This is a genomic window from Actinomadura sp. NPDC049382 (genome assembly GCF_040677125.1).
GTDB classification, from domain to species: Bacteria; Actinomycetota; Actinomycetes; order Streptosporangiales; family Streptosporangiaceae; genus Spirillospora; species Spirillospora geliboluensis.
This window is the reverse complement of the sequence record NZ_JBFARO010000017.1, coordinates 59,377-84,867: the sequence shown is the minus strand read 5'-3', so window position 1 is coordinate 84,867 and position 25,491 is coordinate 59,377. Positions and strand designations below refer to the sequence as shown.

General features: G+C 69.3%; 29 protein-coding genes. 5 read left to right on the top strand and 24 right to left on the bottom strand.

Annotated elements, in window-relative coordinates; genetic code table 11:
* The first annotated feature begins 13 nt into the window (after positions 1-13).
* Positions 14-301 (top strand): hypothetical protein, encoded by a 288-nt coding sequence (locus AB0K34_RS13985; RefSeq protein WP_364548391.1) that lies wholly within the window; start codon positions 14-16, stop codon positions 299-301.
* Between the two features lie 412 nt (positions 302-713).
* Positions 714-2,354 (top strand): TROVE domain-containing protein, encoded by a 1,641-nt coding sequence (locus AB0K34_RS13980; RefSeq protein ID WP_364548388.1) that lies wholly within the window; start codon positions 714-716, stop codon positions 2,352-2,354.
* Positions 2,355-2,604: 250 nt separating this feature from the next.
* Here AB0K34_RS13980 and AB0K34_RS13975 read toward each other — a convergent pair whose 3' ends face one another.
* From AB0K34_RS13975 to AB0K34_RS13965, 3 genes are all read right to left on the bottom strand, one after another.
* Positions 2,605-3,057: a winged helix-turn-helix domain-containing protein gene (locus AB0K34_RS13975; RefSeq protein WP_364548386.1), complete on the bottom strand. Its 453-nt coding sequence runs from the start codon at positions 3,055-3,057 to the stop codon at positions 2,605-2,607.
* 170 nt (positions 3,058-3,227) lie between these two features.
* Positions 3,228-3,425 (bottom strand): DUF397 domain-containing protein, encoded by a 198-nt coding sequence (locus tag AB0K34_RS13970; protein WP_364548383.1) that lies wholly within the window; start codon positions 3,423-3,425, stop codon positions 3,228-3,230.
* 23 nt (positions 3,426-3,448) lie between these two features.
* Entirely contained in the window at positions 3,449-4,294 is an 846-nt protein-coding gene (locus AB0K34_RS13965) for a helix-turn-helix transcriptional regulator (RefSeq protein ID WP_364548380.1), read from the bottom strand.
* 187 nt (positions 4,295-4,481) lie between these two features.
* Here AB0K34_RS13965 and AB0K34_RS13960 point away from each other — a divergent pair, with 187 nt between their 5' ends.
* The 3 genes from AB0K34_RS13960 to AB0K34_RS13950 all read left to right on the top strand — a co-directional run bounded on the left by AB0K34_RS13960 (position 4,482) and on the right by AB0K34_RS13950 (position 6,244).
* Positions 4,482-4,865, top strand: a complete 384-nt coding sequence (locus AB0K34_RS13960; RefSeq protein WP_364548378.1) for an ATP-binding protein — start codon at positions 4,482-4,484, stop codon at positions 4,863-4,865.
* Positions 4,866-5,681: 816 nt separating this feature from the next.
* Positions 5,682-5,885 carry a hypothetical protein gene (locus AB0K34_RS13955; RefSeq protein WP_364548376.1) on the top strand — a complete coding sequence of 68 codons (204 nt, stop codon included), beginning with the start codon at positions 5,682-5,684 and terminating at the stop codon, positions 5,883-5,885.
* A gap of 176 nt (positions 5,886-6,061) precedes the next feature.
* Entirely contained in the window at positions 6,062-6,244 is a 183-nt protein-coding gene (locus AB0K34_RS13950) for a hypothetical protein (protein WP_364548373.1), read from the top strand.
* Between the two features lie 126 nt (positions 6,245-6,370).
* Here the strand turns inward: AB0K34_RS13950 and AB0K34_RS13945 are convergent, their stop codons facing one another.
* From AB0K34_RS13945 to AB0K34_RS13845, 21 genes are all read right to left on the bottom strand, one after another.
* A complete protein-coding gene (locus AB0K34_RS13945) occupies positions 6,371-6,718 on the bottom strand; it encodes a hypothetical protein (protein WP_364548370.1) in 348 nt (115 codons plus the stop codon).
* Positions 6,719-6,819: 101 nt separating this feature from the next.
* Positions 6,820-7,479 carry a hypothetical protein gene (locus AB0K34_RS13940; RefSeq protein WP_364548367.1) on the bottom strand — a complete coding sequence of 220 codons (660 nt, stop codon included), beginning with the start codon at positions 7,477-7,479 and terminating at the stop codon, positions 6,820-6,822.
* Between the two features lie 547 nt (positions 7,480-8,026).
* A complete protein-coding gene (locus AB0K34_RS13935) occupies positions 8,027-8,824 on the bottom strand; it encodes an N-acetylmuramoyl-L-alanine amidase (protein WP_364548364.1) in 798 nt (265 codons plus the stop codon).
* A gap of 604 nt (positions 8,825-9,428) precedes the next feature.
* Positions 9,429-9,722, bottom strand: a complete 294-nt coding sequence (locus tag AB0K34_RS13930) for a hypothetical protein (RefSeq protein WP_364548361.1) — start codon at positions 9,720-9,722, stop codon at positions 9,429-9,431.
* A 3-nt stretch (positions 9,723-9,725) separates the two neighbouring features.
* Positions 9,726-10,799 carry a hypothetical protein gene (locus AB0K34_RS13925; protein ID WP_364548358.1) on the bottom strand — a complete coding sequence of 358 codons (1,074 nt, stop codon included), beginning with the start codon at positions 10,797-10,799 and terminating at the stop codon, positions 9,726-9,728.
* The gene (locus tag AB0K34_RS13920; RefSeq protein ID WP_364548355.1) at positions 10,796-11,737 is read right to left on the bottom strand and encodes a hypothetical protein; all 942 of its coding nucleotides are present in this window, start codon (positions 11,735-11,737) and stop codon (positions 10,796-10,798) included. The genes AB0K34_RS13925 and AB0K34_RS13920 overlap by 4 nt, the downstream gene beginning before the upstream one ends.
* Complete coding sequence (locus AB0K34_RS13915; protein WP_364548352.1) at positions 11,737-12,273, bottom strand: hypothetical protein; 537 nt, start codon at positions 12,271-12,273, stop codon at positions 11,737-11,739. The genes AB0K34_RS13920 and AB0K34_RS13915 overlap by 1 nt, the downstream gene beginning before the upstream one ends.
* Positions 12,274-12,282: 9 nt before the next feature.
* Positions 12,283-13,194, bottom strand: a complete 912-nt coding sequence (locus AB0K34_RS13910; protein WP_364548349.1) for a hypothetical protein — start codon at positions 13,192-13,194, stop codon at positions 12,283-12,285.
* A gap of 61 nt (positions 13,195-13,255) precedes the next feature.
* Positions 13,256-14,494, bottom strand: a complete 1,239-nt coding sequence (locus tag AB0K34_RS13905) for a hypothetical protein (protein WP_364548347.1) — start codon at positions 14,492-14,494, stop codon at positions 13,256-13,258.
* A gap of 1 nt (position 14,495) precedes the next feature.
* A complete protein-coding gene (locus AB0K34_RS13900) occupies positions 14,496-15,452 on the bottom strand; it encodes a hypothetical protein (RefSeq protein ID WP_364548344.1) in 957 nt (318 codons plus the stop codon).
* Positions 15,453-15,455: 3 nt separating this feature from the next.
* A complete protein-coding gene (locus AB0K34_RS13895) occupies positions 15,456-19,880 on the bottom strand; it encodes an NlpC/P60 family protein (protein WP_364548341.1) in 4,425 nt (1,474 codons plus the stop codon).
* 102 nt (positions 19,881-19,982) lie between these two features.
* Positions 19,983-20,282 carry a hypothetical protein gene (locus AB0K34_RS13890; RefSeq protein ID WP_364548338.1) on the bottom strand — a complete coding sequence of 100 codons (300 nt, stop codon included), beginning with the start codon at positions 20,280-20,282 and terminating at the stop codon, positions 19,983-19,985.
* Between the two features lie 128 nt (positions 20,283-20,410).
* Positions 20,411-20,773, bottom strand: a complete 363-nt coding sequence (locus AB0K34_RS13885; protein WP_364548336.1) for a hypothetical protein — start codon at positions 20,771-20,773, stop codon at positions 20,411-20,413.
* 190 nt (positions 20,774-20,963) lie between these two features.
* Positions 20,964-21,560 carry a hypothetical protein gene (locus tag AB0K34_RS13880; protein ID WP_364548333.1) on the bottom strand — a complete coding sequence of 199 codons (597 nt, stop codon included), beginning with the start codon at positions 21,558-21,560 and terminating at the stop codon, positions 20,964-20,966.
* Positions 21,561-21,647: 87 nt separating this feature from the next.
* Positions 21,648-22,028, bottom strand: a complete 381-nt coding sequence (locus tag AB0K34_RS13875) for a hypothetical protein (protein WP_364548330.1) — start codon at positions 22,026-22,028, stop codon at positions 21,648-21,650.
* A 3-nt stretch (positions 22,029-22,031) separates the two neighbouring features.
* Positions 22,032-22,352: an HK97 gp10 family phage protein gene (locus AB0K34_RS13870; RefSeq protein ID WP_364548327.1), complete on the bottom strand. Its 321-nt coding sequence runs from the start codon at positions 22,350-22,352 to the stop codon at positions 22,032-22,034.
* Positions 22,345-22,587: a hypothetical protein gene (locus AB0K34_RS13865; RefSeq protein ID WP_364548324.1), complete on the bottom strand. Its 243-nt coding sequence runs from the start codon at positions 22,585-22,587 to the stop codon at positions 22,345-22,347. The genes AB0K34_RS13870 and AB0K34_RS13865 overlap by 8 nt, the downstream gene beginning before the upstream one ends.
* Before the next feature lie 23 nt (positions 22,588-22,610).
* Positions 22,611-22,952: a head-tail adaptor protein gene (locus tag AB0K34_RS13860; RefSeq protein WP_364548321.1), complete on the bottom strand. Its 342-nt coding sequence runs from the start codon at positions 22,950-22,952 to the stop codon at positions 22,611-22,613.
* Positions 22,953-22,955: 3 nt separating this feature from the next.
* Positions 22,956-23,369 carry a hypothetical protein gene (locus AB0K34_RS13855; RefSeq protein ID WP_364548319.1) on the bottom strand — a complete coding sequence of 138 codons (414 nt, stop codon included), beginning with the start codon at positions 23,367-23,369 and terminating at the stop codon, positions 22,956-22,958.
* A 5-nt stretch (positions 23,370-23,374) separates the two neighbouring features.
* Positions 23,375-24,532, bottom strand: coding sequence for a glycosyltransferase family 4 protein (locus AB0K34_RS13850; protein WP_364548316.1), 1,158 nt, complete (start codon positions 24,530-24,532; stop codon positions 23,375-23,377).
* A complete protein-coding gene (locus tag AB0K34_RS13845; protein ID WP_364548314.1) occupies positions 24,529-25,485 on the bottom strand; it encodes a phage major capsid protein in 957 nt (318 codons plus the stop codon). The genes AB0K34_RS13850 and AB0K34_RS13845 overlap by 4 nt, the downstream gene beginning before the upstream one ends.
* Positions 25,486-25,491: the final 6 nt, after the last annotated feature.

The following is a 25,491-nucleotide window of genomic DNA, read 5'->3' as shown; positions in this document are numbered from 1 at the left end:
GAGGCCCGGTGGCATGATCGATCCCGTGGCTGACTTCGACTTCCCTGCCGACCTGCTCGACCTGCAACGCGCCTGGTACGCCGCCGATGCCCGCTGTGTGGAGGCCGGTGCTGCTCTGCCGCCCGGGCGGGACGTGGCCGCCGGCGTAGCGGAGCCGACCGTAGAGCAGCAGGCCGAGCTGGCGGAGGCTCGTGCGGAGCGGCTCCGGATCACTGAGGCGCTGCAGGGGCATCCGTGGTGGGCGAGCGTGGACGATAAGCGGGCGGCGAAGGCCGCGCTCAGGGCAGCCGCCCGCTCCTGACGCGACGGCTACGGGGTTATCGGGATGCGAACAGATCCCGGACGGGCTACGGTCTGCCTTAGCGCGTAGGGCCCGGTGCCCGCACGGGTCGAAGACCATCGGTTACCTTTGCAAACGGAATCTCCGGTGGTCGCCACCACATCCGTGCGAGCACCCGGCCCTACGGGCCGAGCTGGAACGTACGGGGAGGGCGGGTCGAAGTCCCGTCGGTTACCACTCTTAATGGGGAGGTCGCGGGTTCAAATCCCGCCGCCGGGTGAAAGCCCGGTGTAGCTCAGTCAGGCTAGAGCGCCATACCCCGGTGGGCATAACCACATCCGCCCTCCCCTACGCGTCCAGAACCCCACATCCGCTCTCTTGTGGCGGGTCGAACTTCTGGAGGCCCCTAATGGCCCGTGACCCTCTCGCATCTGTGTCCACCGTCCAGACGCCCCAGACCCAGCCGATCCCCGGCCGCGAGACCGAGCAGGTCCGCAACAACGCCGGCGGCTACGGCTTCGGCAAGGACCTGTGGACCCGGCTGGAGGACTTCCTCATCCTCGGCACCACCGGCGGCACCTACTACATCGGCGAGGACAAGCTCACCGCTGACAACGCCCAGGTCGTGTTCGACGCGATCCAGGCGGACGGTGCCCGGGTCGTGAAGCTGGCGACGGGAATCTCGACCGCACGTCCGCCCCGGGCGCCGAAGAACCGGCCCGCCCTGTTCGCGGTCGCCGCGGCGGCGGCCCGTGGCGACGCCGACACCCGACAGGCCGTAAAGGGGTCGCTCGCGCAGGTCGCGCGGACTACCGATCACTTCGCGACGTTCTTCGGGTACTGGAAGAACCTCGGCGGTAAGACCTCCGGAGGTGGGACCGCGCCGGTGATCGGCCGGTCGCGTCGCACCGCACTGGCTTCCTGGTTCCTGAACGACGACGTCGACCAGGTCGCGTGGCGGGTGTGCAAGGCCCGGCAGCGGAAGACCCCGGCCGGTGAAGCGTTCGCGCTGCGAGACGCGCTGCGGATCGCGCACCCCAAGGCCGACAGCCCTGCTCGGCGTGCCCTGTTCGGGTGGATCGCGGGGAACGTGTCCGACGCGGACGCCCGGACGCAGGTCCCGGCGATCGACGCGTTCCTCACCGCGCAGTCCGTCACCAGTCCGGTCGAGGCGATCGACGTGGTCCAGGACCGCGGCGTGCCGTGGGAGTTCCTCCCCGACGCTGTCCTGACCGACGCGGGCGTGTGGGACGAGCTCATCGACACGATCGGGATGATTGCGCTGATCCGGAACCTTGCGCGGACGACGCGGCTCGGAACCCTCAAGCCGATGAGCAACGCGACCCGCCGTGCCGCAGCACGCCTCACCGACGCCGCTGCGCTGGCAAGGGCGCGGATCCACCCGATGGACCTGTTCCTGGCGCTGCGCGTCTACCAGGCGGGCAGGGCGCAGCCGAACCTGCGCGCAGACGTGCAGACGTGGGTGCCGGTCCCCGCGATCGTGGACGCGCTGGAAGAGGCGTACGAGCTGTCGTTCGGTCACATCCAGCCGTCCGGGCGCCGACTTCTCATCGCGGTGGACTCGTCCGGGTCCATGACGTGGGGCAGCATCTACTCGGGCGGGTCCCCGCTCGGGTCCTGCTACGAGGTCGCGAACACGATGGCCGTCATCCTGAACCGGATCGAGGGCGGCAACGTCCACGTCATCGACGTCGACACGCATGTTCACGCTTCTCGTGTCACCGCCCGCACGAATCTGCGGGAGATCTCGACGTGGAAAGCGTCAGGTGGCGGCACGGACCTCTCGCTGCCGTTCGAGTGGGCGCAGCGCGAACGCCTCGGCGTGGACGGTGTGGTGGTGTTCACCGACAACGAGACGTGGGCGGGGCGGCAGCACCCGTCGCAGGCGCTGGCCGGGTATCGGCGTGCGGTGAACCCGGCGGCTCGTGTGGTCCTGGCGGCGATGGCTGCGAACGGGCACACGATCGGTGATCCTCGGGATGAGGGTGTGCTGAACATGGCGGGTGTGGACGCTTCGCTGCCCATGGTGGTGAACGGGTTCATCCGCGGCTGACCTACGGTCGCCGAGGGGGCTTCGGGGGCGTGCGCTCTCGGAGCCCCTCCGTGGTTTTGCGGGTGTTTGCGCAGGTGAGTTCCGACCGGGGTTTCGGTCATGTCAAAGAGTGACGGTAAGTCACCCCTTGCATCTATTGACGGCGGGTGCAATGGTGGCAACCGTGCGCACAGACCGGTGGCACCTCAGCACCGGCACTGTTTCTTGACACCTGAACACACGGCAGACCACCGCCGGGGCGAGTACCCGCTCACTCCCCCGGCGGCGGCCCCTCCGGCTCGGGCTCGCCCTCAGCAACCAGAACCACCCGGTACGCCGGCAACACCTCGACACCCTCAACCGTCTCGACCACAGCGACAGGCTCATGGACGTCCAGACCGAACCGGCGCCGCTCATCGTCATCAGCCGGACGGATCGTGACACGGGCACCGGGCGGGATCGTCATCGTCGAACGCTCCTCCCGGTCACGGACCCTCGACCCGACCCCGCGCTCAGTAACGACGAGTCGCTCGCTTCGCAGGAGCTGGAGCGCGGACCGGACAGTGTTGACGCCGACCTCATACTCCGCGGCAATGCGGGTCTCTCCGGGGAGCTCTGCCCCGGCCGCCAGGATCCCTAAACGGATCTGGTCTCTGATGTCATCGGCCACCTGCTTGTAGGCGGGCCTGTCCGCCAAGGGGTCGATGCGCCTCCGTCGCCGCATGATCGGAAACGGTAGGTGCGCCTCTTGGTATCTCCCCCTCTGGGTATATGCCAAGAAGCTCGAACACAGGTACGGGAGCCGCGCGTTTGAGGCCCAACTGTCTGATTAGGCTCTTGACGCGACTGGACCGGCCCCCGGCGGTGAGCCCCCGACCGGGGACCGCTCTGCTGCTACAGGTCGTGCTCGCCGGCCTTGACGGCGGCGACCAGGCCACGCCAGCCAGCCGACGAGACCTCGATCGGTCGAGCATCCGGGTCTTTGCTGTCCCGCACCCCTACGTGCGCGGGGAGAGCGGCGACCTCAACGCAGTTGTTGCCGTCCCCGCTGTAGCTGGACTTGCGCCAGACGGCGCGTGGGGAAGCTTCCATGGTGCTGCTCCTTGCGACTGGACTCATTCACGTGTCCGGGCAGCGAGCCACTCCGCGGACTCCTCGGCCGGCATCGCAGCCCGGCTCACGTGCTCAAACGCCACCCTAGTGCGGGCCAGGTCAGCGGCGTTCTCCGCGTACCCCTCCCCCAGCAGCCCCTCCGCATGGGCAACGTCCAGCCCGTGATCGTCGGGGAACAGGAACAGCGTGAACGCCCCCATGAGAGCGGCCGGCGGTACAGCCGCGGTGACCGGCAGCACTTGGAGACTGACGTTGCTGCGGGTCACGGCCAGCGACCACAGCTCGCTGATCTGCCCGCGCATCAGGTCCGGGTCGCCGATGCGGTGGCTGAGCGCAGCCTCATGGATCACCGCGTGCACGGTGGGCGGGGACGCCTGGTGCAGGATCTTCTTCCGCGTCATCCGCGCCTCAACGAGCCGGTCAAGGTCCGAGCCGGTCACACCCTGCCGGTTGGAGTAAACGAACCGGGCGTACTCCGGGGTCTGGAACAGGCCGGGGACCAGCGTGGTCTCGTACATGCGGATGTCAGGTGCCTGCGCTTCCAGCATCACGAAGTTGCCGGTGAACGCGTCGTCGTACAGCGTCCACCAGCCGCGCTGCCAGGAGTCTTCGAGGAGTTGGAGGATCGCGGCGTGGCGGGAGGCGTCGACCCCGTACGTCTGCAGCAGGGCGCGGACGTCGTCTTCTTCGGGTCGGATGGTGGGTTTCTCGATGCGGGAAAGGGTGGAGCGGTCGCATCCGACTCGGCGGGCCGCTTCCGCCTGGGACAGCCCGGCCTTTTCTCGCAGTTTGCGGAGCTCCAGAGCGAGCCGCCGGCCACGCAGGGTTGGCGTGGATGTGAGAGCCATACCGTCATGGTCTCACCGCCCGTACACGCCGGGTAGCCGCGTCCGGAAACGGACACTGATACCGCGCAACGTGCATTGATTTCGTGCACGTTGCGCGGCATTCTTACGTCTACAGGCCGTGCGGTTGCGGTCGGTGAGACGCTGGAGGTCACGGCATGGGCGCGACGCACGCGGACACGGACAGCCGGTGACCGCCGTCATGGACCTCGCCACCGCCCCCCTCAAGGTCACCACCCCCGCGCAGGTCCACGCCGCCCACCACCGCATCCACGCACTCGCCAAACAGGTCGTCGGCCCGGTCACCGGGTACGACGTGGCACTGATGGCGTGCGAGGCGATGAGCAACGCCGTCGTGCACGGCCGCGGCCCCGTCATCGTGACGGTGTCCTGCGCCGAGACGGGCCTGCGGGTTGAGGTCCACGACGAGGGACCCGCCCTCAAGGTCGCCGGGCGCGTGGATCACGGGCAGGGACTCAAGCTGATCGCTGAGCTCGCCGCCCGCTGGGACCTGACCGTCGGTGAGACTGGGACGGTCCTGTGGTTCGAGGTCGACCGGGAGGTCGCCTCATGAGCGTGGACGCGCCTCGTACACCGCCCCGCTCGGGCCGCGTCCATGTGGGGGGAGAGCACGGGCCGGGACACCTGGGTATGTCAGCAGGTTCCCGGTCCGTGTCCACAACTTGGGGGGCGCTTCCCTGCGCCCTTCGAGGGCCGGTGACGGCCTTCTCATCCGCCCCGGCCAGGCCGGTACACGTCCTACCGGGCGTGTGTCACGTCCCCCGTGACGGCCTGGCCGGGGCCCACATCGTCACCGTCTACCGGGGCGCCTGCAACAGGCTGACGCGATCCGGTCTTGTGCCCCGTGGTCTTAGGTCCGAGGCGCGCACCTGAGACCGCGGTCGAGTGTCGTGGTTCCGGCGGGTCGGTCGGGGTCCGTCGGAACCACGACCCCCACGCCATCAGCGGCCGGGGTGTCCGGCCCCGTGGACATGGTGTGGCTCGTACCGCACGGTGGTCCACCCCTCGTCCTCACAGTCCCGGCACTGCGTCGTCCGGTGACCTTTGTTCGCGGCCCACGCCGCCGCGCAGTTACATGGTGACCAGCCGACGAGGACACGGCCGGGGCGGAGCTGGTGGCCGTTGGGGCAGGTGCCGAGCATGACGTCACGATAGGGCAGTTGTCGGCGCAGGTCACGGCCCGGGGTTGGCGGTAATCCGGCGAGTGTGCGGGCGAGCAGGGTGAGGGGCGCGAGAGTGTCCATGGCTGGGACGGTAGGAGGGCGTGGGGTGCGGGGCGGTAGAGCGCGGTTCTGTGGATAACTCGCGATCTAGACCAGTCTGGTTATGAGGCTGGGAATCACCGCCCTGAAACGCTAGCGTTACAGACATGACGATCCGCGAGAACCTCCACCAGATGGCCACCACCCAGCCCCGCACCACCGCACCCGGCCACCCCAAACGCGGAGACGTCATCGACATCGACGGCGACCCCTGCACGGTCACCAGCTCCGCCCAGGTCGCCGGCCACCTCGTCATCTACGCCCGTGACGCCCAGTGGGCCGAGCGGACCGTGCGCATCCCGGTCCGATGACCGACCGGCACGTTTACACCGAAGACGGCCAACGGCTGTACACCACTGCCCAGCTCGCTGCGGAGCTCGGCATCACACCCGAAGCAGTCCGTGTCCGGCTACACAGGCAGCAGACGCAGCCCTATACGCGGCTCGACGGCCGCACACCCCTCTGGACACTCCCCAAGGAGAACGCCATGACCTTCACCTCTCGTGACCTGCGCGACCAGGTCGCCCGCGCCACCGACGCCAGCGACGGCGAGTACGACGTGCCCGCGATCGTCGCCGAGATCATCGAGAGGCAGGGCGGCGCGGTGCCGGTGGACGACATCGAGACCGGTGAGTTCTGGGAGATCGTCGGCAAGCACGCCACTGACTGACCCCAGGCATGACGAAGACGCCCCGCTCCCCCGGCCGCCGTAGCGGTCGAGAGAGCGGGGCGTTCGCCTGCTGCTATGCCGGTAGACCGGGTGCCACGGTTCCCACGTGGCAGAAGCAGGCCGACTCTACGGGGCGGAGCCCGCCTTCACAGCCGGGGCCGGCGACACGTTCTGCCGCAGCAGCAGAGCCAGGATGATCGACCCCACCGTCACCGACGTACCGATCTGCTCCGCCGACAGATCCAGACCGAACGCGCCCAGCGCTGTCAGCACCGTCGCCGCCCCGCCCGTGATCGCCGACACCGACACCGGCCGCGTCATCGCAGCCACCACCCCGGCGAGCACCGCCGTCACGATCGTGTTGACCGCGCCGGTCTGCGTGTCCGACAGGTCCAGACCCCAGGCGACCAGAGCCGCCACCAGGGCATTCACGGCGTACACGATGACCGCCGGCTCGTAACCGAAGATCCTCATAGGGCATACCTCCCGGCATGCTGAAAGGGCCCGCCGGCGGCAGGCCACGTTGATGGAAAGGAACGGGGAAGGTCAAAGGTCTCTGGTGGCGAGCCAGGTCTTCATCGCGTGAGCCAGCGCCACATCCGCCGCATCAGGTCGAGGAACCGGCCCAGGAGGGACGACCGGCCCCGCGGGAGGAAAGGGTTCGGGTCACCGGTGAGCGCGCTCATCGCCTCACCGAGCCCATGCAGATCCACACCCAGCGGCGACAGATCCGTGGCGTCGTTCACCCATTCCGGCAGGATCGCGATCCACGCCTCATCCACCGTCCGGCGCCACACCGTCCACGACATCCGGACGACCCGGCCCCACGTCACCACGTCCACGCCGTCCGCGTCGTACCCGACCGCGACGACCGCGTGACCACCCAGCGACCGGCCACCAGTCCGAGCCCAACCCCGGCCGGTGTTGAAGTCGGACATCATCGTCTCGGTGACGACCAACCCGACCCCGACCGCCCCGAACGTGTTGATCGCCGTCATCACCTCAGCCTGGTCAGACGGCTCAACCTCAGCGAACGCCAGCGCCCGATGCCCGGCCATGCCGGTCTTGCGCCAGTCCGCGTACACGTCCTGCAGCACCGCGCCACGATCGGTCTCCGGATGCCCCGGCCGGTACCCCGACACCCGCGAGTACGCCGCGACCACGTCCTCCTCCGCCACGGTGACGGTCTCACCGTCCCCGTACGTGGAGGTGTTCTGCAGGTTGTGGGCGACCATCGCAGCCGTGCAATCACCCAGGACATCGTTGGCGTAGAGAGGCCACCACTCGACGCGGGAATGCCAGTCCACCGACGCCGGCGGCTCAGGCGGGACAGCAAGGTACGGCCGCAGCTTCAGCCGCGGCTTCGTGCGGACCGGCGCGAGCCGACCACCCTGAAACGTGACGGGCAAACGAGCCCCCAAAAGGGAAAGCCCCCGGCACCGTGCCAGGGGCAGACAGGAAGAAGACGACCGCAGGTCAGTCGGCTGCGAGGTCGTATGCGGCGCATGCGAGCTCCGCCGCCTCAGCGAGCCGCTCGAGCGCCGCGTCCTTGGCCTTGCACTCGGGGAGGTGGATCACCCATTCCATCCCCACCGCGAGGACCGTGCCTCGGACATGCGCATGCTCGGGTGGCTGTCCCATGTCAGACAGGGCAGCGAACCGGCGCATGACGTCGTCGAGGGTGATCGGAGGGCCCTTTCCAGGCGTGGCCCGAGTGGGCGCTGGGGGGAGCGTCGAGGGGATCAACCAACGATAGCCGCCCGCACCGACAGAACAGCGGGTCTAACTGGCCTGGTCCGGAACGTCGATGCGTACCGTGATGGACTCGATCGCGGCCTCGATCCGCGCGATGAGCGCGTCCGCGTCGACCTGCTGCCCGCGGTCGGCGGCCAGCGCGGCGAGCGTCTTGGACAGCTCGCCGAGCGCGGCGTTCTGCGCGTCCAGGCGCGCCAGAATCTCCCGGAGCCGACGGCCGTGGTCGACCAAGTGGCTCTGACCCCACCAGTTCGGGTTCTTGGGGTCGGCGACCGGAGCAGGGATCTCGTCGCGGCGCCACACGGCATCGGCGATCAGCTTCGCGTCGTCCTTGGTCAGGGGCATGTCGTCGTCCTCCGATCCGGGCGCGGGCATCCCCGCCCGCACCCACTTGTAGAGCTGGTCCCCGGGGCACGACGTGCTGTAGACGTCGCGGTGGCCGAGCTTCTTCAGGCCGCCGCCCTTGCGGCGGACCGCCTCGTCATACAGCCACCGGATCGAGCGGAGCGCCGCCGGGGTCGCGTCGCCGTCCCGTCCGATCATGCAGACGCCGATGCCAATGCTGTTGTGGTCCGGGGCGTGCGCGCCGACCGTCAGCCAGCCGCGCCCCTCGTAGATGCGTCCCTTGACGTCGACCAGGAAGTTGTAACCGACGTCGGCCCAGCCCCGATCCGGCCCCATGTGGAAGTCCTGAATCGACCGCACCGTCTGCGTGGTGGGGCCCTCCGAGTAGTGCACGATGAACTCGGTGCGGGTTCCCCACGAGACCGTTGAGCGGGACCGCGGAGCGCGGGCTCCCCACCCCGCCCGGCTGATGATGTCCATACTCGCTCCTCCTGCCATCGTGACCAGCGGCATCAACCGCACCTCAACTCACGCCGCAGATCATGGATCTGCTGCTGAATCCGGGCGCCTCGCTCCGTCGACGGCGGCGTCTGCGGCTGATCCAGCGACTGAAGAAGGTCACACCATCGCTGATCCGACTCCCGTTGCACATGCCGCGTGTAGGCAGTGGACGCGACCAAGGCACCAACGAACAGGAACCCCACCAGCACCACTACTGTGATCGCGTAGATCCGCCGGAGACTCATCCGCCATTCACCCTGACCCACCATTCGACGCCGGTTGCGGTGGCGACGGCTCCTGCGGAGAGGGCGGCGATGGAGATCCGGTACCAGACTGCGCGAGCCACAGTGTCGCGAGAATGCCCGGCGCGATCATCAGGACAGCGAAAAACGCCAGCCTCCCCAGGTCTGCCTTGCCTGACAGTTCCTCGTGGATGACGCCCCAGACCCCTACTGCGAGACACACCATGTCTCGAACGACCGTCATCCATGCGGGCCCACGCCACACGCGCTCACCCCTCTATCTCTCGGAGCGGCGGCCGGACCGCTGATCAGTACATGGTCAAAGATGCGGCTCGGGCACCTCATTGGAGGTGCCCGCCGCGCAGCACGTAGAGCTGCATCGGCAGGAACACGCCGTCTCGAGCGAGCCACCACGGGCTCGCGGGCTCGTCCGCCGGGCGGGCGCCGGTCAGGTAGATCTCCGTAATCCGCGTCCGTGCCTGCGTCGTCAGCGGCCCGGTGAGCGACACGGACGCGATCCGGGTCTGGGCCTGCGACGGCGCCGCACCCGTCAGCGCCACAGCGGCGATCTGCGTGGTCGCCTGGCTCGGCGCGAGGCCGGTGAGCGAGACGGCCGCGATCTGCGTGGTCGCCATCGCCTACGCCGTGGTCTGGGTGATGCGGACGCGGAGGTCCGACCAGTCCGTGACCGCCGCCAGATCCGCAGCGGGGACCGTCACGTTCACGTTGGTCAGCGATGACCGGACCGTGTTGTCCGTGCTGCTGGAGATCACCGTGGACCCTTGCATGAGCGCGATCACCCGCGTGACGCTGGCCGCCGAGGTGTCCCTGCAGCGGACGGTCAGGGTCATGTCCTGCCCTGCCCCAGGCGGGACAACGCGGCCGAGCTTCCACTCGCCGACCAGCCCGGTCGGGCCGGTGGACGTCTCCAGATAGGAGGAGTCGCGGCCGTCGCTGAGGTGGCTGGCCTGCGGCTGCCCGGACGCGAGCGCCGGGGCCGGCGTCCATCCGGTCGTGGTGACATCGCTGACGGGGTGCACGGTCTGGGTGCCGGTCGCCGGGGCGAGAGCGATCGTGTACAGCGCGGTGTTGCTGCTGGCGACGTCGGCCGTCCAGACGTGCCCGCCGAGCGTGGCCCCGGACGCCTTGTCCGTGCCGGAGTCGCCGATGACGGCTTCGCGCTGCGACTCGCCGGACGCGGCGCCCGACATGGCGGTCTTGCGTGCGGTGAACCCGGCCGGAGGCGTCCACGACGTGATCGGGTTGCCGTTCGGCGACTTCGAGCAGACGATCTCGACCTCCCAGCACCCGGCGATCTCCGTGGTGATCGAGCCGGGGGTGGTGTGGGTCGTGGAGCTCACAGTGTCCGAGGTGGACGCGATCTGGTGGATCGGGTCGCCCGGGTCGGTACCGGAGTAGACGGCGAGCGCCGCGGACCCGCGGGACTTGGTCGCGCTCGCCAGCAGCGTCACGACCGCCCCGGCGTCGTCGGGCCCCGCGACCCGGCTGAACACGAAGGTGCCGTTGGTGCCGTCCGACGTGGTGATCTTCTTGCGGAGGGCCCAGCCGCTGCCGGGGTTCACGTCCTCGGCCATGTCCACGGCCAGGATCATCCCGTCCCCGGCCACCACGGACGCCGGGACGGTCACCGCCAGCGCCTGCCCGGCGGCGGTCACGAGCCCTACGGCGCCGTCCCTGTACGCGATGCTCACGCGAGTGCCCTCCCGGTCTCTGCGACCGCGCGCCAGGCGGCGCGGCCGGGTTCGTCGAGGGACCATGCGCCCGTGGCCGGGTCATCGGCGTCCCAGTACATGATCAGATCGAACTTGCCGGTGCCCTGCGCCCACGCGACCGACGCGGCGATCTCGCGAGGCCGCGCCGTCGGGTCGTCCGGGTTCACCACCCGCCCGAACTCGGGGATCGTCAGCGGCTTGCCGAGGCCCTGGAAGTAGGCGAACCAGCGCTGGAAGTTCTCCGCCGTCGCGAGGGTTGTCCGGCCGGTCGTGGCCTTGGCGTTGTAGGTGTCGACCCCGTAGAAGTCCGCGTGGCTCGCGGGGACGATCCAGTCGGTGGCCTCGTAGCGGACGCTGCCCGCCCCTCCGGTCACCGGCGCCCCCGACTTCCAGGCCGAGCCGAGGTGCACGGGGCCGCACCGAACCGCTGGGTTCGCGGCCTTCACGAGCTCGTAGAAGCGCTTGAACATGATCACGAACTGCTGTGCGCCGCCGGGGAACGCCGGGTTCTTCGGTGCGGGCTGGAAAGCAGGCACGTCGTTCTCCGGCTCGTGCCAGCAGGTAAGCCACCACGGCCGGTCAGTCGGCCCGGTCGCGGCGAGGTTCGTGATCTGGGAGTCCCAGTCCCCCGCGATAATCTCGGCGGGGTCGGCCTTCACGCTGAGGAAGCTCGTCCACGGCTTGCCGACGTCCGGCCCCGACGACGATGCGGCGAAGCTCGCGGGGATGTTGGCGTTGAACTGCCGCCGGATGGTCAGCGGCCCGTAGGCGTCGTTCGCGGCGGCGAAGCTGCTCGCCGAACTGTCCGGGTGTCCGACGTACGCGCCGACCAGCAGGCGGCTCGGCGGGGGGCTCGACACGCGCTCGGTGTAGGAGACGAACTGGCCGTCCTGCGCGGCGTACAGCAGGAGCGGCATCAGGCGCCTCCCCAGTACATGTCCAGCCCGTCGACCATTCCCGTTCCGCCGATCGCCGGGGGCGACGGGGCGAGCGGCAGCGTGTCCACCCAGATCACCCACCGGCCCGTCTCCGGGCGGGCAGGCCAGGCACCGGTAGCCGGGTCGCGGCGCACCCACGCCGGCGCCGAAGACAGCTCGCCGAGCTGGGCCTCCAGCGTGGCGACCTGGGCGACCAGCCCGGCGACCTCATCGCTCAGGTCAACGGCGATCATCAGCCGCCGCGGCCCGGCACCGCCGGAGGCGTCCGCCCACATGCTCCGGACGCTGGGCCCTGGGCTGCGGAGCTGCGGAATCGCGCCGTTGGCGTCGCTGGTCACCTCTGTGATCACCGCGCCGTTGAAGTCGGTCAGGCCCGTCTCGTAGCGGGTCCCGCCTGTCTGGGCGTTGTAGAACCACACCGAAGCGTCCGCGGCGAGCACCAGCGCACCGCCACTACCGGCAGCAATGACGTAGTCCGCGATGCCGCCCCCGAAAAGGTGGCCGTCAGCAGCCATGCATATCTCCTAGATCGGGAAGGTCACGCCGCAGCGGAGGGTGGCTCCGGCCGGGATGTCCCGCGAGGGGAAGATCGCGATCACGCGGCCGTCTTTGAGGCAGTCAATGCGGATGCTGTCACCCGAGCTGAACTGCCCGATCCCGTAGGCCGGGTGCTCAACGGGCCGCATCCCGATCGGAAGGGTGACCAGCTGGGACCCGTCGGGGTCGGTGCGCCCGAAGAACGTCTTGCGCGTGGCGGAGACCTTCAGCCCGACAATGCCGTTATGCAGCCTGACCGCGCACGTGTCAGCGTCGGTCTTCGACCAGACGGTGGGCCAGGCCAACTCCAAGTTGATCCACCCGGTGTCCTGGTACACGCTCGTCCACGCGCTGCCGTCAGACCGGTAGATCTGCCCCGTGTCGATCTCCACCGCGACACGGGCAGGCGCCGCCGACACCAGGGACGCCGCGCGGGCGGCGGAAGTGAACCAGCCCGGCCCGTACCGCTCATCGACCAGGCCCGTCAGCGACCCGTCCGCCTTGGACGTCCACCGGCAGATCGGAAGGTCCCACGCCCCCGTAGCCCCCCGCGTCAGCGCAGGCGGCGACCCTGAACCAGCCGTACCGGTCACCACCGTTGGGAGGATGTACGTCGCAGCGGACGCGGCGGCACGGTCGAGCCGCAGCACCAGCCTGTCCGCCCGGTCCTGCCCAGCCGCCGCCGGCACCGGCGACGCCGTGGTCGAGGTGACTGGCTTGTAGTAGCCCCGCAGGTACGCGCCACCAGCGGCGATGCTCGCGGTACGGGCACCGGACTGGATACTCGGGGCCAGCCCTGACACCACACCATCGAGCTGTGCTGCAGAGAAAAACGCCTCCCACTCGGCAGCGGTCGTGATCTGGGAGACTCCCGGGTACGGGTACCCGTCATCGGCCATGCGTCCTCCATCCGGGGTGGTGCATGCGGAAAACCCCGGGGAGCGCAACCGGGGAAGGAGATCAGGTAGTGACGGATCCGCGCAGAGCCCGCTCCAGCGCCCGCAGCCGCGCCGACAGCTTGCTGCTGATCGTCTGGTCCGCGGCATCGTCGGTGGCGGTACCGATCGTCGGGGTGACCGTCTCGGTGTAGGCGTCACCTGTGGCGTCCGCGACCAGCTGCGCCTTGGAGATCACATCGGAGTAGGTGACACCATCACGGATATCGAGGGTGCCGATGTCCCCCACCCGGTAGCCCTGCACACCTGGGGCGTCGTTCCCGAACCGGAGCCGCGGCAGGTCCACCACAGTCGCCGCGATGTTCACCCTGCCCGCGCCGGCACCGATCGCCTGGTTAGCTGCGACCGTGACGTCCGCGGCGGTGTCGGTGGACGACTGGTCAACGAACTGCTCGACTCGCCGCCACGGATTCGCAGCGAGGGCACCGTCAGTCTCGGAGAACTCTCCCGCCGTGACCTTCGACTGGACCAGGATCGCGTTGCCGCTGGGGCAGGCCACCGTCAACGTCGCCTCCGGCAGGTTCCCCAACGAGGCGGAGAACACCGCCTGGCCCGTCAGGTCCCGCGGGATGTAGCAGTCAAAGATCAGTTCACCGTCGCCGAGCGTGACCTGCACGCCGATCGGGGTTTGCTCGTCCACGGCCCGGACCATGTCCATCACGCTCTGCTGGACGGTGGTGTTCTCGGTGCCGCTGGTGGCGTCCGGGTCAGGTGTCGCCACCTTGTAGGTAGCGGACCCGCCCCGGGCCTGGTCAGTAGCGACGGTCAGCAGCGGCACTCGCCTGGACGTGTCCCCCGCCGTGACGAGGTTCGCGGCAACGATCGTCTTGATGACTGTTTCGGCTGCCGCTGGCCCGTAGGTGGTCGAGCCGACGTTCTGCGACGGCCATGCCGCCCCAGGGTTGGGATAGGCGAGCCTGTTCGCGAGCAGGCACAGGAAATCGGCGCCGGTGAAGGTGAGGGTCTCGACGATCCGGCCGTCGGTCAGGGCCCGGTTGAAAGCCCAGTCCTCAATGAGGAGCGGCACTTCGTACACGTCGCCCCACGTGACGACGAATCCGAACGGGATGAGGTCACCGTTGCCGTCGAGCTGGACCAAGCCCCAGTTCCGGGCATCGGCGGGGACCTCGATGACCGCGGAGCCGACCTGGTTGTAGGCGAGCGTGACATCGATCTTGTCGAACACCACTGGCCGGCCCCGCGACAGGTCCGTGAGGACGAGCTCCTCCAGCAGGACCGCCATGTCAGGCCCTCAACCAGCGCCGGTGATAGAGCATCGAGATCTGCGACCCCGTACCGGCCGAAGCGAGCTCCAGATTCAGAAGGTTGGCACCAGGCACCAGCGTCCACAGATCCCGGGGCGTGGACTTCACCAGGTCCCCCCACCGGTCAACGCCGTCCTGATCGATTGCGGACTGCAAGGTGGGGCGGGTGTCGACCGTGATGACCTCGCCCGCCGACAAGGTCACGCCCAGGGAGAACTCCCTGCCGGTGGTGACGTTGGTGAGGGTCGGCACACCAGGCCCGGTGATCGTCCACGTCGGGTAGGCGTCGCCGTTGCCGGTGTTGTAGACCGTGGTCTCCCCCAGCGTCGTTGACGGTGTGAGCAGCACCGGCGGCATCGGCGGCACCCCGCCACTCACCGGCGGAGCGGCGAACACCAGCGGCCCGACCGGGTCAGCATCCTGAAACAGCGAGTCCAGGCCCGACTCGAAGGTCAGGCCGTACGAGGTGTCCCGCTGGTAGGCGTCCCTCGACGCTTCCTCCTCCGTCTGCGGCGGCCCAGACGTACAGAACACCTCGATCTGCCGGGCCGTCCCGTCTGGCCGGGCGAACCGCAGCACACCCGGCGTGGGAACGCCGGCGCGGTCGTGCCACAGCGCGAACGTCAGACGGTCCAGCAGGTCCAGCAGCCCGGCCTGGGATGTGTCGTCGAAGACATGCAGCCCGATGACGATGGAGCGTTTCGCCGCGCTGAACGCCTGCGGGAGGCTGCCGCCGCCTGCTAGAGACGTGTCGGTGTAAGCGGCGGGTGGGCCACCGATGCCGGTCACCGAAAGGGCCCGGCACTGCGACCCCGGCGTGGACCAGTCCCACACATGGCCGTCCGGGTCGATGTAGGTGACCTGGAGTGCGTGACGAGACCGCGTCCCCGACGTGGGCGGCCCACCAGTACCTGGCGTGCGGGTGAGGAGCGGCATCGGCTACCTCCGTCGCCCGGTACGGTCCCGGCGGCCCTGCTCGACCTGCATCGCGGTGAACGCGGACCGGACCTGCTGCTCGTATGCGGCCTTCGTCATCCCATCCATGTGCGCGTGGTAGTGGGTGGAGCCGTCGCCGCCGCTGGTTGAGTCGGCGAGCCGTGCCCACTGCGCGTCCGTCAGCACCGGCTCCGGGGCGCCGGTGCCGTTGTAGACCATCGACACACCAGTGGGGAGGTATCCGCCGTTGTCGAACTTCCACGGCGGCAGGCCCCAGAACGGAGTGCCCCGCATCGGAACCTCGCGGACGAACCCGCCCGTGAACGGCGCCTCAATGATCTTTCCGTTGCCGGAGTACATGTAGGTGTGGCCGGGGTGCGGCTGCCCGACCGCGCCCGGTACAGGCTGGCCGATGCGCCGAAGCCACGGCCGCTGTGTGTAGGTGGTCCGCGGCATCACCTTGTGCGCCGCCTGGTACCAGCCGTACTGCATCAGCGAGGAGCAGTCGAAGCCGACGGTGTTGGCGCCTCGCCCGAACCCCCGGGACGGGCCGTGCGGGCCGCCGCCACCCCACGAGTACGGGGTGCCGATCATGGCTCGGACAGCGCGGACCGCGCCCATGCTGCCCCCGCCGCCGATCTTCTTCTCCAGCGGCCCGAAGTACGACAGGATCCGGGAGGTGAGGCCCCGGACGGCGTTGACGGCGAGGTCTCCGAAGCCGGTGCCTCCGATCGCGCGCTGCGCGGAAGCGATCAGGGGGTTGAACGCCGCTGTTGCGGTCTTCACCAGGCCCTTGGAGAACCAGCCCTTCGCGGCCTTCAGGAACCCGCCGACAATGCCGCCGAACGCGAAGTGCCCAGCGAAACCGGGTGGCATCCCCGGGTCGCCGGCCATGCCGAGGTACCGGACAACGCCTGACACACCGCCGGAGCGGGCTGCGGCGTTGGCGCCGGTGACGAACTTCTCCCCGACCGCCTTGGTGAACTCAGGCCGGAAGATCGATTCACCGGGGCTGACGGCGGCGAGGAGCCGGTCCTTGCCTGGCGCGTAGCCGGGCATCACGCCACCGGTCGCGAACCCGCGGATCGGCTCCAGCCGCTTCATCCCCGGCACGAGCTTGGCGACCGCGTCCCAGATCTTCACGATCCCGCCGTTGAAGACCGTGTTGACCACGAACGCGACGGGCTTGCGTGCCGCTTCCTTGAGCCCGTTCCATGCTCGGCTGATCGCGTCCACTCCGACGCGGAAGGCGTGGCCGAGTTTCCCGACACCCGTGGAGATCTTGTTGAACGCCGGGCTGATCCACTGATCCCACACCCAGCGGATCGCGGCGCCGACCTTGTTCCACACCGGTCTGATCACCGAGTCGTAGAACCAGCGGATCGCAGGCGCGACATAGGTGCGGAAGACCTTCACCCAGCCGTCCAGTACGGGCTTGATGAAGGACGACCACACCCACTTGAACAGGGCGCCGATCCCCTTCAGCGACGGGAGGATGATCGACTTCCACAGCCACGTCACCGTGATCGCGACCAGCTTGAAGATCGCGATGAGGGGGGCGAGCACGGCCACCGCGACGATGGAGTACAGCCATTGCGCGAGCGTCGCAATGAACCGGAATGCTGGCTGGATGGCGTTGGTCCACAGCCACATCGCGGCAGTGCCGAGCCACTGGAACGCGGTGCGGATCCAGTTCAGGGCGGTGGTGAGGATCCCCGCGACCCACGTGATCACGGTGACCATCAGCCGGAACACGGGCAGCACTAGGCTCGCGACGATCGTCACGACCCGCACCCAGATCGTGATCAGCAGACGCAGGACCGGAACCAGCAGCGTGATCAGCGCCGCGGCGAGCTGCAGCAGCGGCGGAATCAGCGGGATGATCGTTTGGAGCCACTGCCCCCACAGCGGCACCAGCGGCAGCAGCGCGGGAAGGATCGACGCGATCGCGAGCGCGATCTGCTGCACCGACGGCAGTGACTGCTGCAGGGCCTGGACGAGGGCGGTGCCGATCTGCGCGACCGTCTGCGCGATCAAGCTGATGATCGGGGTCAGGACAGGCATCAGCCCGGACACCAGGTCCGCGATGAACTGCCCCAGGATCGGAAGGACCGGTGCGAGCGCGAGGAGGATCTGCCCGATCGCGCTGACCAGCAGCCCAAGGACGGGCACGAGCGACTGGATCGCGGGCTGTAGCCCAGCTAGCAGCGCCGAGATGACCGGGGCGAGCGCGACGATGACCTGCGACAGGACCGGGACGAGGGAGATCAGGATCGGGCGGAGCCCGTTGATCAGCTGGTTCAGCAGCGGCGCGAGCGCGTTCACCAGCTGCACGACCACGGGCGCCAGCGCAACCAGCACCGCCGACAGGCCCTGCCCGAGCGTGGTCAGCACCGACTGGAACGCTGGGCCGATCTGCCGCAGCACGTTCCCCAGGACGGTCGACAGGACGGTGATGAACGCGAGCGCCGGCTGCAGCGCAGGCGCGACAGCAGCGAACAGCGACCCGATCAGCCGGCCGAGCGACAGGAACGTTTCCGCCATCAGCGGCGCGAGCTGGATGAACTGCTGCGTGAACTGCTTGAAAGCCGGATTCGACGCAAGGCCGGTCATGAACGCGGCGAACCGTTCCGCGATCATGTTCAGGACTTGAAGGAACGCGAATCCGATCGGCCCGAACGACTGGGAGAGCCCCGCAAGGCCCTTGAGCAGGTTCCCGAGCAGTGTGCCGAGACCGATGATCGCTGGTGCGGCGGCCTGCCCAGCCCACTGGCTGAACTGCGTCCAGAATGGGCTCTTGGACGCGGCGTTCGCGCGGTCCAGCAGATACCCGAGGCCGACCGCAGCACCCCGCACCACCGGTGTCAGCAGCGGCAGCGTGTTCCGCAGCAGCGTGACGCCCTTGATCAGGACGGGGATGACATCGGGCTGCAACGACTTGTTCCAGTCGGTGAACGCCTGCGTCAGGCCCTTCCACGCGTTCGCGAGCTGCTGCTCCAGCGCCGTCAACCGGACCATCGGCCCGGCCATCGCCGACGCGCCCGATGCGGCCTGCATGCTGGCCTGCGCAAGGGCACGCCGCGCAGATGCGACCTGGTCCGCGGACTGCTGGTCGACCCTCGCTACATTCGCGCGGGCAGCCGCGAGGGCCCGTTCGGCATCGGTGATCCGCTGATTCGCCTGCGCGAGGCGATCCCGCGCGGACCGGACCTGATCCGACCCCTCAACGCCGGCCTTCGCCGCCGCGGCCTCGTCCGCGCGGAGCCTCCGCAACTGGAGCTGCTGCTCCTTAAGCCGCTGCACCGCCTGCTTGTAGTTGACCTCTGCCTGCTTGGCCTCAAGCGCGGCGGCCTTCCGCTTCTCCTCCGCCGACGCCACCGCGGCCTTAGCGGCGTTCACGTTCGCCTGCGCCTGGGCCTTGGCCATGTCGGTCGCGGCCGGGTCCGCCAGCACCTGCTCCTGAGCGGCCTGCGCGGCAGCGAGTTGCTGCTGCGCGGAGGTGACCTTCGCCGCCGCAGAAGATGCAGCACGCGCGAGTTCCTGCCACCGCGTCTGCGACTCCTGGATCGCGAGCTGCTGCTCCTGCACCGCCAGCCCGGCCGACACCAGGGACATCCGCATGTCCTCTAGGGACCGGCGGGCCTCCACACGCGCCGCGGCAAGGTCACGTTCAGCTGTGACTGCGGCCGCCTGGGCTTGGCTGAGTTGCTGTTGCGCCTGCCGGACCTGGTCCAGCGCCTGCTTGTGTGCGTATCCGGCATTCCGGACTGCGGACGCGAGCTGCTGCTGTGCGGCGGCCAACGCGAATGCCCGTGACTGGGCCTGACCTGCCGCACCGGCGGCGGCGCTGGTCGCTTGGGCCTGCTGCTTCTGCGCGTCCCGGATCCGGGAGATCGCGGGAATCGCTACAGCGGCGAGGCCACCGAACCCGGCACCTGCCGCGGCTAGCGGGCCGACCAGCCCGACGATCCCGGCGCCGACGCCGGCGATCGCTGGCAGTGAGAACCCGACCAGCCCGATGAGCGCGGCCCGCAGCGAGAAGATCGACGCCAACGCCCCACCGACGTCGGCGTTGATGTTGATGGTCTTGCGGGTGTCGATCGACCGGAGCTGAGCCTGCAGCGCCGCCATCTGCGCCTGCGCGGCAGCGACCTGCATGTTGAAGTTGATGTTGATGTTGCGGCCGTCGAGGCGGTTCAGGATCTGCTGCAGCAGCCGCATCTCGGCGAGAGAGTTCGCCATGTCGAGACGGACCTGGATGTTGATCGACTTGCCGTCGAGTTCCTCCAGGAGCTTCTTCAGCCGCTCGAGCCGCGCCGGAGCCTGCCCGATGTTGACGCGGACTGTGACGGGCTTGACCTCCCGCTCGATGCCCTGCTGGATCCGCTTCCCGACCTCCCGGCCGATCTCGCTGGCCTGCGGCAGCATCTCCCGACGCATATGCGACGCAAATTCGCGGACGGACGGGACCACGTCGACGGTGACGGATCCGACAGAGATGGAGGCCACGGCACCCCCATCCCTGTCAGGTCAGGTACCGGCAGCCAGCTCCGTAGCGCCGTTCATGTGGGCGATGAGCCACTCCGCGAGCTCCGGGGGCATCGCAGGACGGCGGTGTTTCCGCTCCACGCCGGGCCGCGGTGTCGGCTCGGGCTGCTTGGGCTTCTTGTCGCCCTTCTTCAGGCGCGACACCGCCGCCTCCCAGCGGGCGAAGCGGGTCTCGTCAAGGAGCATCGCCACCAGCAGTTCAAGCTGGGACCACTGCCCCTCGGCGGGGTCCGCGTCCGGGTCACCGACCTGGTCGGGATGCAGGACGCGGAGCGCCGTCATCGTCGCCGACTCCGGTGGCAGGAACCGAACCAGGTTCCGCAGCCGGCGCCACGTCAGCCGGGAGGTGCCACCGCCGGGACGCCACAGGTCCCGAAGGTCGGTGTTGTAGTAGCGCTGTAGGTCGGCCTCTACCTGCGGCGCCGCTTCTTCGAGGAGCTCCGCGAGGCCCTGGATTCCCCCGTCGAGACTCCGTAGTGCTTCTGCGCGCCCTGCACGATCGCGTTCAACTTGCGGTTGGAGACGGTGTGCTCACAGAACCGCTCGTAGTCGTCCTCGCCGAGCAGCTCACGGATGAACGCCCGGAGCCCGCCGGGCGAGTCGGTGTCGGCGGTGGCCTGCCAGTCCGCCTCGTCCGGGGAGATCGCCGAGAACACCTCCCCACCGACCCGGAACGTGAACGTGGCGCCGGTCGCCTCGTCCTCCATCGCGTCCAGGTCGAGGTGGACGACCGGTTCACCGTCCTCGGTGATGATGCGCGCTGCTGCTGTCATGGGCTCTCCTCAGGTGGAGTGGGTTGATCGGGCAGGTCGGGCAGGTGACGCAGCAGCGTCCCCACCCGGCGTGGGGTGAGTCTGTGCGGGCCACCGCCGAGACGGAACACGTCGGCCAGGTCGAGGCCGTAGAAGCGGCGGAGCAGCACCTCTGTGGCGCCTATGCCGGCGGACGGGCGCGGCTGGGCGGTCAGGAGCCGCCTCCGGTGAGCGCCGCCGGGTCGATCTTGCTCGTGTGGTACAGCAGGTTCCCGGCCGCGTCCGGGTACACCGACACGGTGACCTCGTAGCCGGTGACCTCGTCGCCCTTGTAGACGACGTCGCCGCGCTCGGAGATCTCCGCCTCCGGCGCGAACATCCGCAGCATGGACTCGCCGTCGTACACGTCGAACACCCAGGCGCGGCGGTCCTGCTCAGGCGTGGCCGACTCCGCCCACGTCGCGAGACCGTCCACGTCCGGGGTGACGTCCGCGAGCGCGAGCCGGTACATCAGCGACTTGACGAGCGGGCGTGCCGTCTCCCACAGGGTCAGTTGGAAGGTCCGCACCGACCCGGTGACGACCTTCCGGAACGGGGACGTCTGACCCCATGCCTTGAACTCCTCGGAGTCCTCGTCGATCGCGTACGTCAGGCCGTCCTCGGAGATCATCCCGACGGGCAGCCACGGCGCCGCGAGCGCCGTAAACCCGGTGGGGGCGGTCGGTGTCGCGGCACCCATGTCGACGGTCCACGCACCGCCGTTGATACCGACCATTGCCAGGTCGTCGGACCGTTCGATCGTGGGCATCAGGGCCCCTCCCATGCGAAAGGCCCCACGGCATGCGCGGGGCCAGGGGTTTGCGGTTGCGTGGAGTGGGTTCGCTGGTGCTGCAGGTCAGGTGTGCGCGGCCAGCCGGTAGGTGGCCAGGTAGCGGCACAAATTCGGGTTCGGGTCACTGACGTGGTGCGGGGCGACATCGATTGACGCGGCCGTCACCACTCCCTGTGGAAGGGGCCGGCCGATCAGGTCCCGGGTGGTGAGATCAACGAGTTGCTGCGCGAGGGCCGAGCACGCCGACCGTTGCGTCTTCAGCGTCCACACCGACACGTCCACCAGAGGCCGGTCCAGCCGGTACCCGGCGCCGGACGGCACCCGCCCGACCTGGATCACCGGGACGATGCCCTCAACATCGGCGGGCAGGTCAGTGACGGCACGTCGACCGGTCTCAGCCTTGTAGAACGCCACGAGCAGCTGCTCAATGTCGGGGTAGGCCACCGGTCAGTCCTCGGCGGCGTCGAGCGCCCGGCGGAGCGTGTGATGCGCAGGGGTCTTCGACGTCCCGTACTCCACATAGAAGGCGTCCGGCGCGGTGTTGGTGACCCGCCCGTACGCGCGGTCCTTCTTGAAGCCGCCGCGGGCACCAGACGTCACCCGGAAACTGGTCTTGTACTCGCCGGAGTCGACCGGCGCGGTCGCCTCAGCCGCACGCTTGACCTTCTCGGCCCGGCGCCGCATCTCCGCCCGCATCTCCGGGGACCGGATCATCTTGCCGATCCCGCTGTAGGAGGCACGGAAACGGGTTCCGCGTGCTCTAGCCATGATCGCCTCCCGCCTGCACGCCGATTCCTGCGATCCCGCCGATGACGGTGAACGACACGGTCGGGAACGACCGCCGCAACTGCGCGGTGAACTCGGTGATCTCCTCACCAGGCGGGTCATCGGTCAGGGCGATCAGGACCTTGTCGCCGGGGCGGAGCACCACCATCGGCGGTGACCCCACCCAGCCCTGCACGGGCCCCGGCTGCTCCGGTTCCGGTGGCGGTTGCACAGACATCAGGAATGGCCTCCAACCAGGGGTCAGCCGGTGACGCGGGTCAGGGCGATCTGCACGCCGGCCTTCGTCCCGGTCAGCGGGGACCGCCACTCGCCCGGGTCACCGTCGACCTCGTAGATCCGGTCACCGACCTTCACCCGGTCGTGAGGCCGGATGTCGGTGCCGTAAGGTGCGACCGCGTTCAGACCCTCGGTGACCTGCGCGCGGGCCTGGTCGTCCTCTGAGGAGGTGCGGGGCCACACCGCGCAGCCGTCCACCGGGGTCGGCACGTCCGGGCCGGGCACGTCATTGCCGTACTCGTCCTGCGTCGGCGCCCCGGGCCGGAGAATCGTGATGGTCTCCCCTGCCGGGTACGGCGGCGGCACCGGTCACCACCCCGCTTCGAGGTCGACCCAGATCCCGCGGGGATCGTCGTCGAAGTCCCGGTCGATCGGCCAGGTCGCCTCCGGGTCCGCGTCAGCCGGGGTCGGGTCCACCGTGAACGCGCCACCGCGGCCAGCGAGCCGTTTCAGGGTGCGGCGCTCATCCTTGGTCATGTACAGGCCCGCCTGGGGGCGCTGCACACTGATCGGCCCGACCGTCTCGTACGCGATCCCCTGCGGGTTCGCGTACGCCCGTCCCGCCATCGCAAGGACGACCGCGGACGCGGCATCCGGGAGCGGCTTCACGACGGATTCGGCGAGCGCGATCGCCTGGGAGATCATCAGGTCGGCGCGGGCCTCGTCGATCGTGTCGAGCCCCAGGTAGATACAGAGCTCTTCGGCGGTGACAGTGACCGCCATAGCGATCACCCCCTCCGGTGGAGCGCCTCCACGGCCTCGCACCACGCAGCGAGATCCGCCGCCGGGTCCAGGCCCTTCGACCGCGCCAGGGCACGCTCGGACGCCTCCGCCCAGACAGCCGGGTCCAGCAGCCGCTCCACCGTGGACTGCCACGCGTCCAGATCAGCGCGGTCGGCGAAAATCCCCGCCTCGGCGAGGCACTCCGACAGGCCCGGGGTCGGTGCGGCCACGACCGGGATCCCGGACGCCATCGCCTCCGCGGCGACCCGGCCCCACGACTCGTGGGCGCTCGGCGTCAGCAGGACGCGGGTGCGGGCGTACACCTCGTCCCGCATCCGGTCGCCCGGCACCTGGTCGATGACCTCGACGTTCGGGAGGCCGCCGCGGCGTTCGATCTGCTGCCCGTACGCGCCCCGCACCCCGAGGAACTTCACGTGCGGCATGCGCTCGGCGAGCTGCCAGAACACCTCACCGCCCTTGTCGGCGTTGAGATTGACCAGCGTCACCCGGTCACCCGGAGCGGTGGCGTAGTCCGCGGCGACCACCGGGGGCCGAACCACAATCGACGCGGCCGGCCGCAGAGCGGTCGTGTACTCGCAGAAGAACGCCTCCGCCTCAGCCTGCATGTGCAGGCTGTTGTACACCGCCAGCGCCGTCGACCCGCGCCCGATGTTCCGGAAGATCACTGGTGCGGTGTTGTGGCAGATCACCACGAACGGGCGGCCCATCCCCCGCGCCAGCGCACCCGCGGACGGGACGTTCTCGTGATGCGACACCATCACGTCCGCGCGCCACGCCGCCGCACCGTAGTCCAGCCTCGCCGCGTACGGCACGATCCGGACCCCGTCGACCTCGTACGGTTCCCGGTCCGCCGAGTACCGCGACAGCCACACCTCCACGGTGTGGCCGCGCGCCACCAGGGCGCGCAGCAGGTTGTGGGCCATCCACTCCGACCCGGCGTTGTGCCGCGGCGGGTAGTAGCCCAGCCGCGCCACGACACGCAGCGGAACCGGAGCCCGGCCGAGGCCCTCGAAAACAGAAACCGCCGGCGTGGACTCCTGGTCCCGCACGGCGGTGGCCGTCTTCTTGGCGGTTCTCGGCCGGGTCTTGCGCTGGGGGGTCTTCCGGGGGCTCGGCTGCGCGGCGCTGTCGGGCCCGGTCACGACCCGCTCGGCGTGCCGGTGTAGGTGACGAACGCGGTCGGGTCGCCCATCACGAAGCCGTAGAAAGCCTCGGCCAAGAGCAGGACCAGGTTCTCCTGGAACGCGGAGTGGACACCGCCCTCCTCGTCCACGTACGTCGCCTCGGACGACACGCGGACGGTGATGTCCATCCCGACACCGTACGCGGCCTGGGACCAGTCGCCGCCGACCGCGCGCAGCCCCGTGTCGCTGCTGGTGGACTGGCGGCGCTGCTTCCCGGACACGCCTCGGGAGTAGGCGAGCGGCTCACCGATGAGGGTGCCGGCGGCGGCCATGTTCGTGCCGGGGGTGGTCGTGTCGACCAGGATCGGCCGGCCGGTCGTGTCGGTCGCGAGCAGCAGCTTCGGCTTCAGGCGGGGGTCGGCGACGGTGCCGGTGAAGTCCCAGTCGTCGTCCACGACCTTGTCCATCCCCTTGACCAGGTCCGCCCACAGGCCGCCCTCCGACTGCGCGGTGGTGCCGAGCGCGACGGTGTTGGGGGTGGACGCGAGGTAGTCGGTGAAGGGGCCGGCGGCGCCCTTCATCGTCTTGCCGTGGATGCACGCGTGGTCGAACGCCCGCGCGAACGCGGTCGGGAGGTCCCGCTGCAGCTGCGTCCACAGCCCCGCGGCGTTGGTCCGGACGACCTCTTCCGCGACCGGCACCAGGACGGCGATCTTCTTCGGGGTCATCTGCTTGACGTCGATCCCGCCACTGGACAGCGGCTTGCGGGCGCCCTGACCGACCCAGTCGGCGGTCGGGACGTCCAGCGGGATCGGGATGGAGGTGTTCGCGTCGATCGACAGCGGCGCACGCTGAGCCAGCGACATGACCGCCGACTGCTCCACCGACTTCTCGAAGATCGGGCCCGCGAGGGTACGCGGGAGAAGGTTGCTGTTGATGTCCGACAGCAGAATCGGGTCGGTGGTAGCCACCGGTCC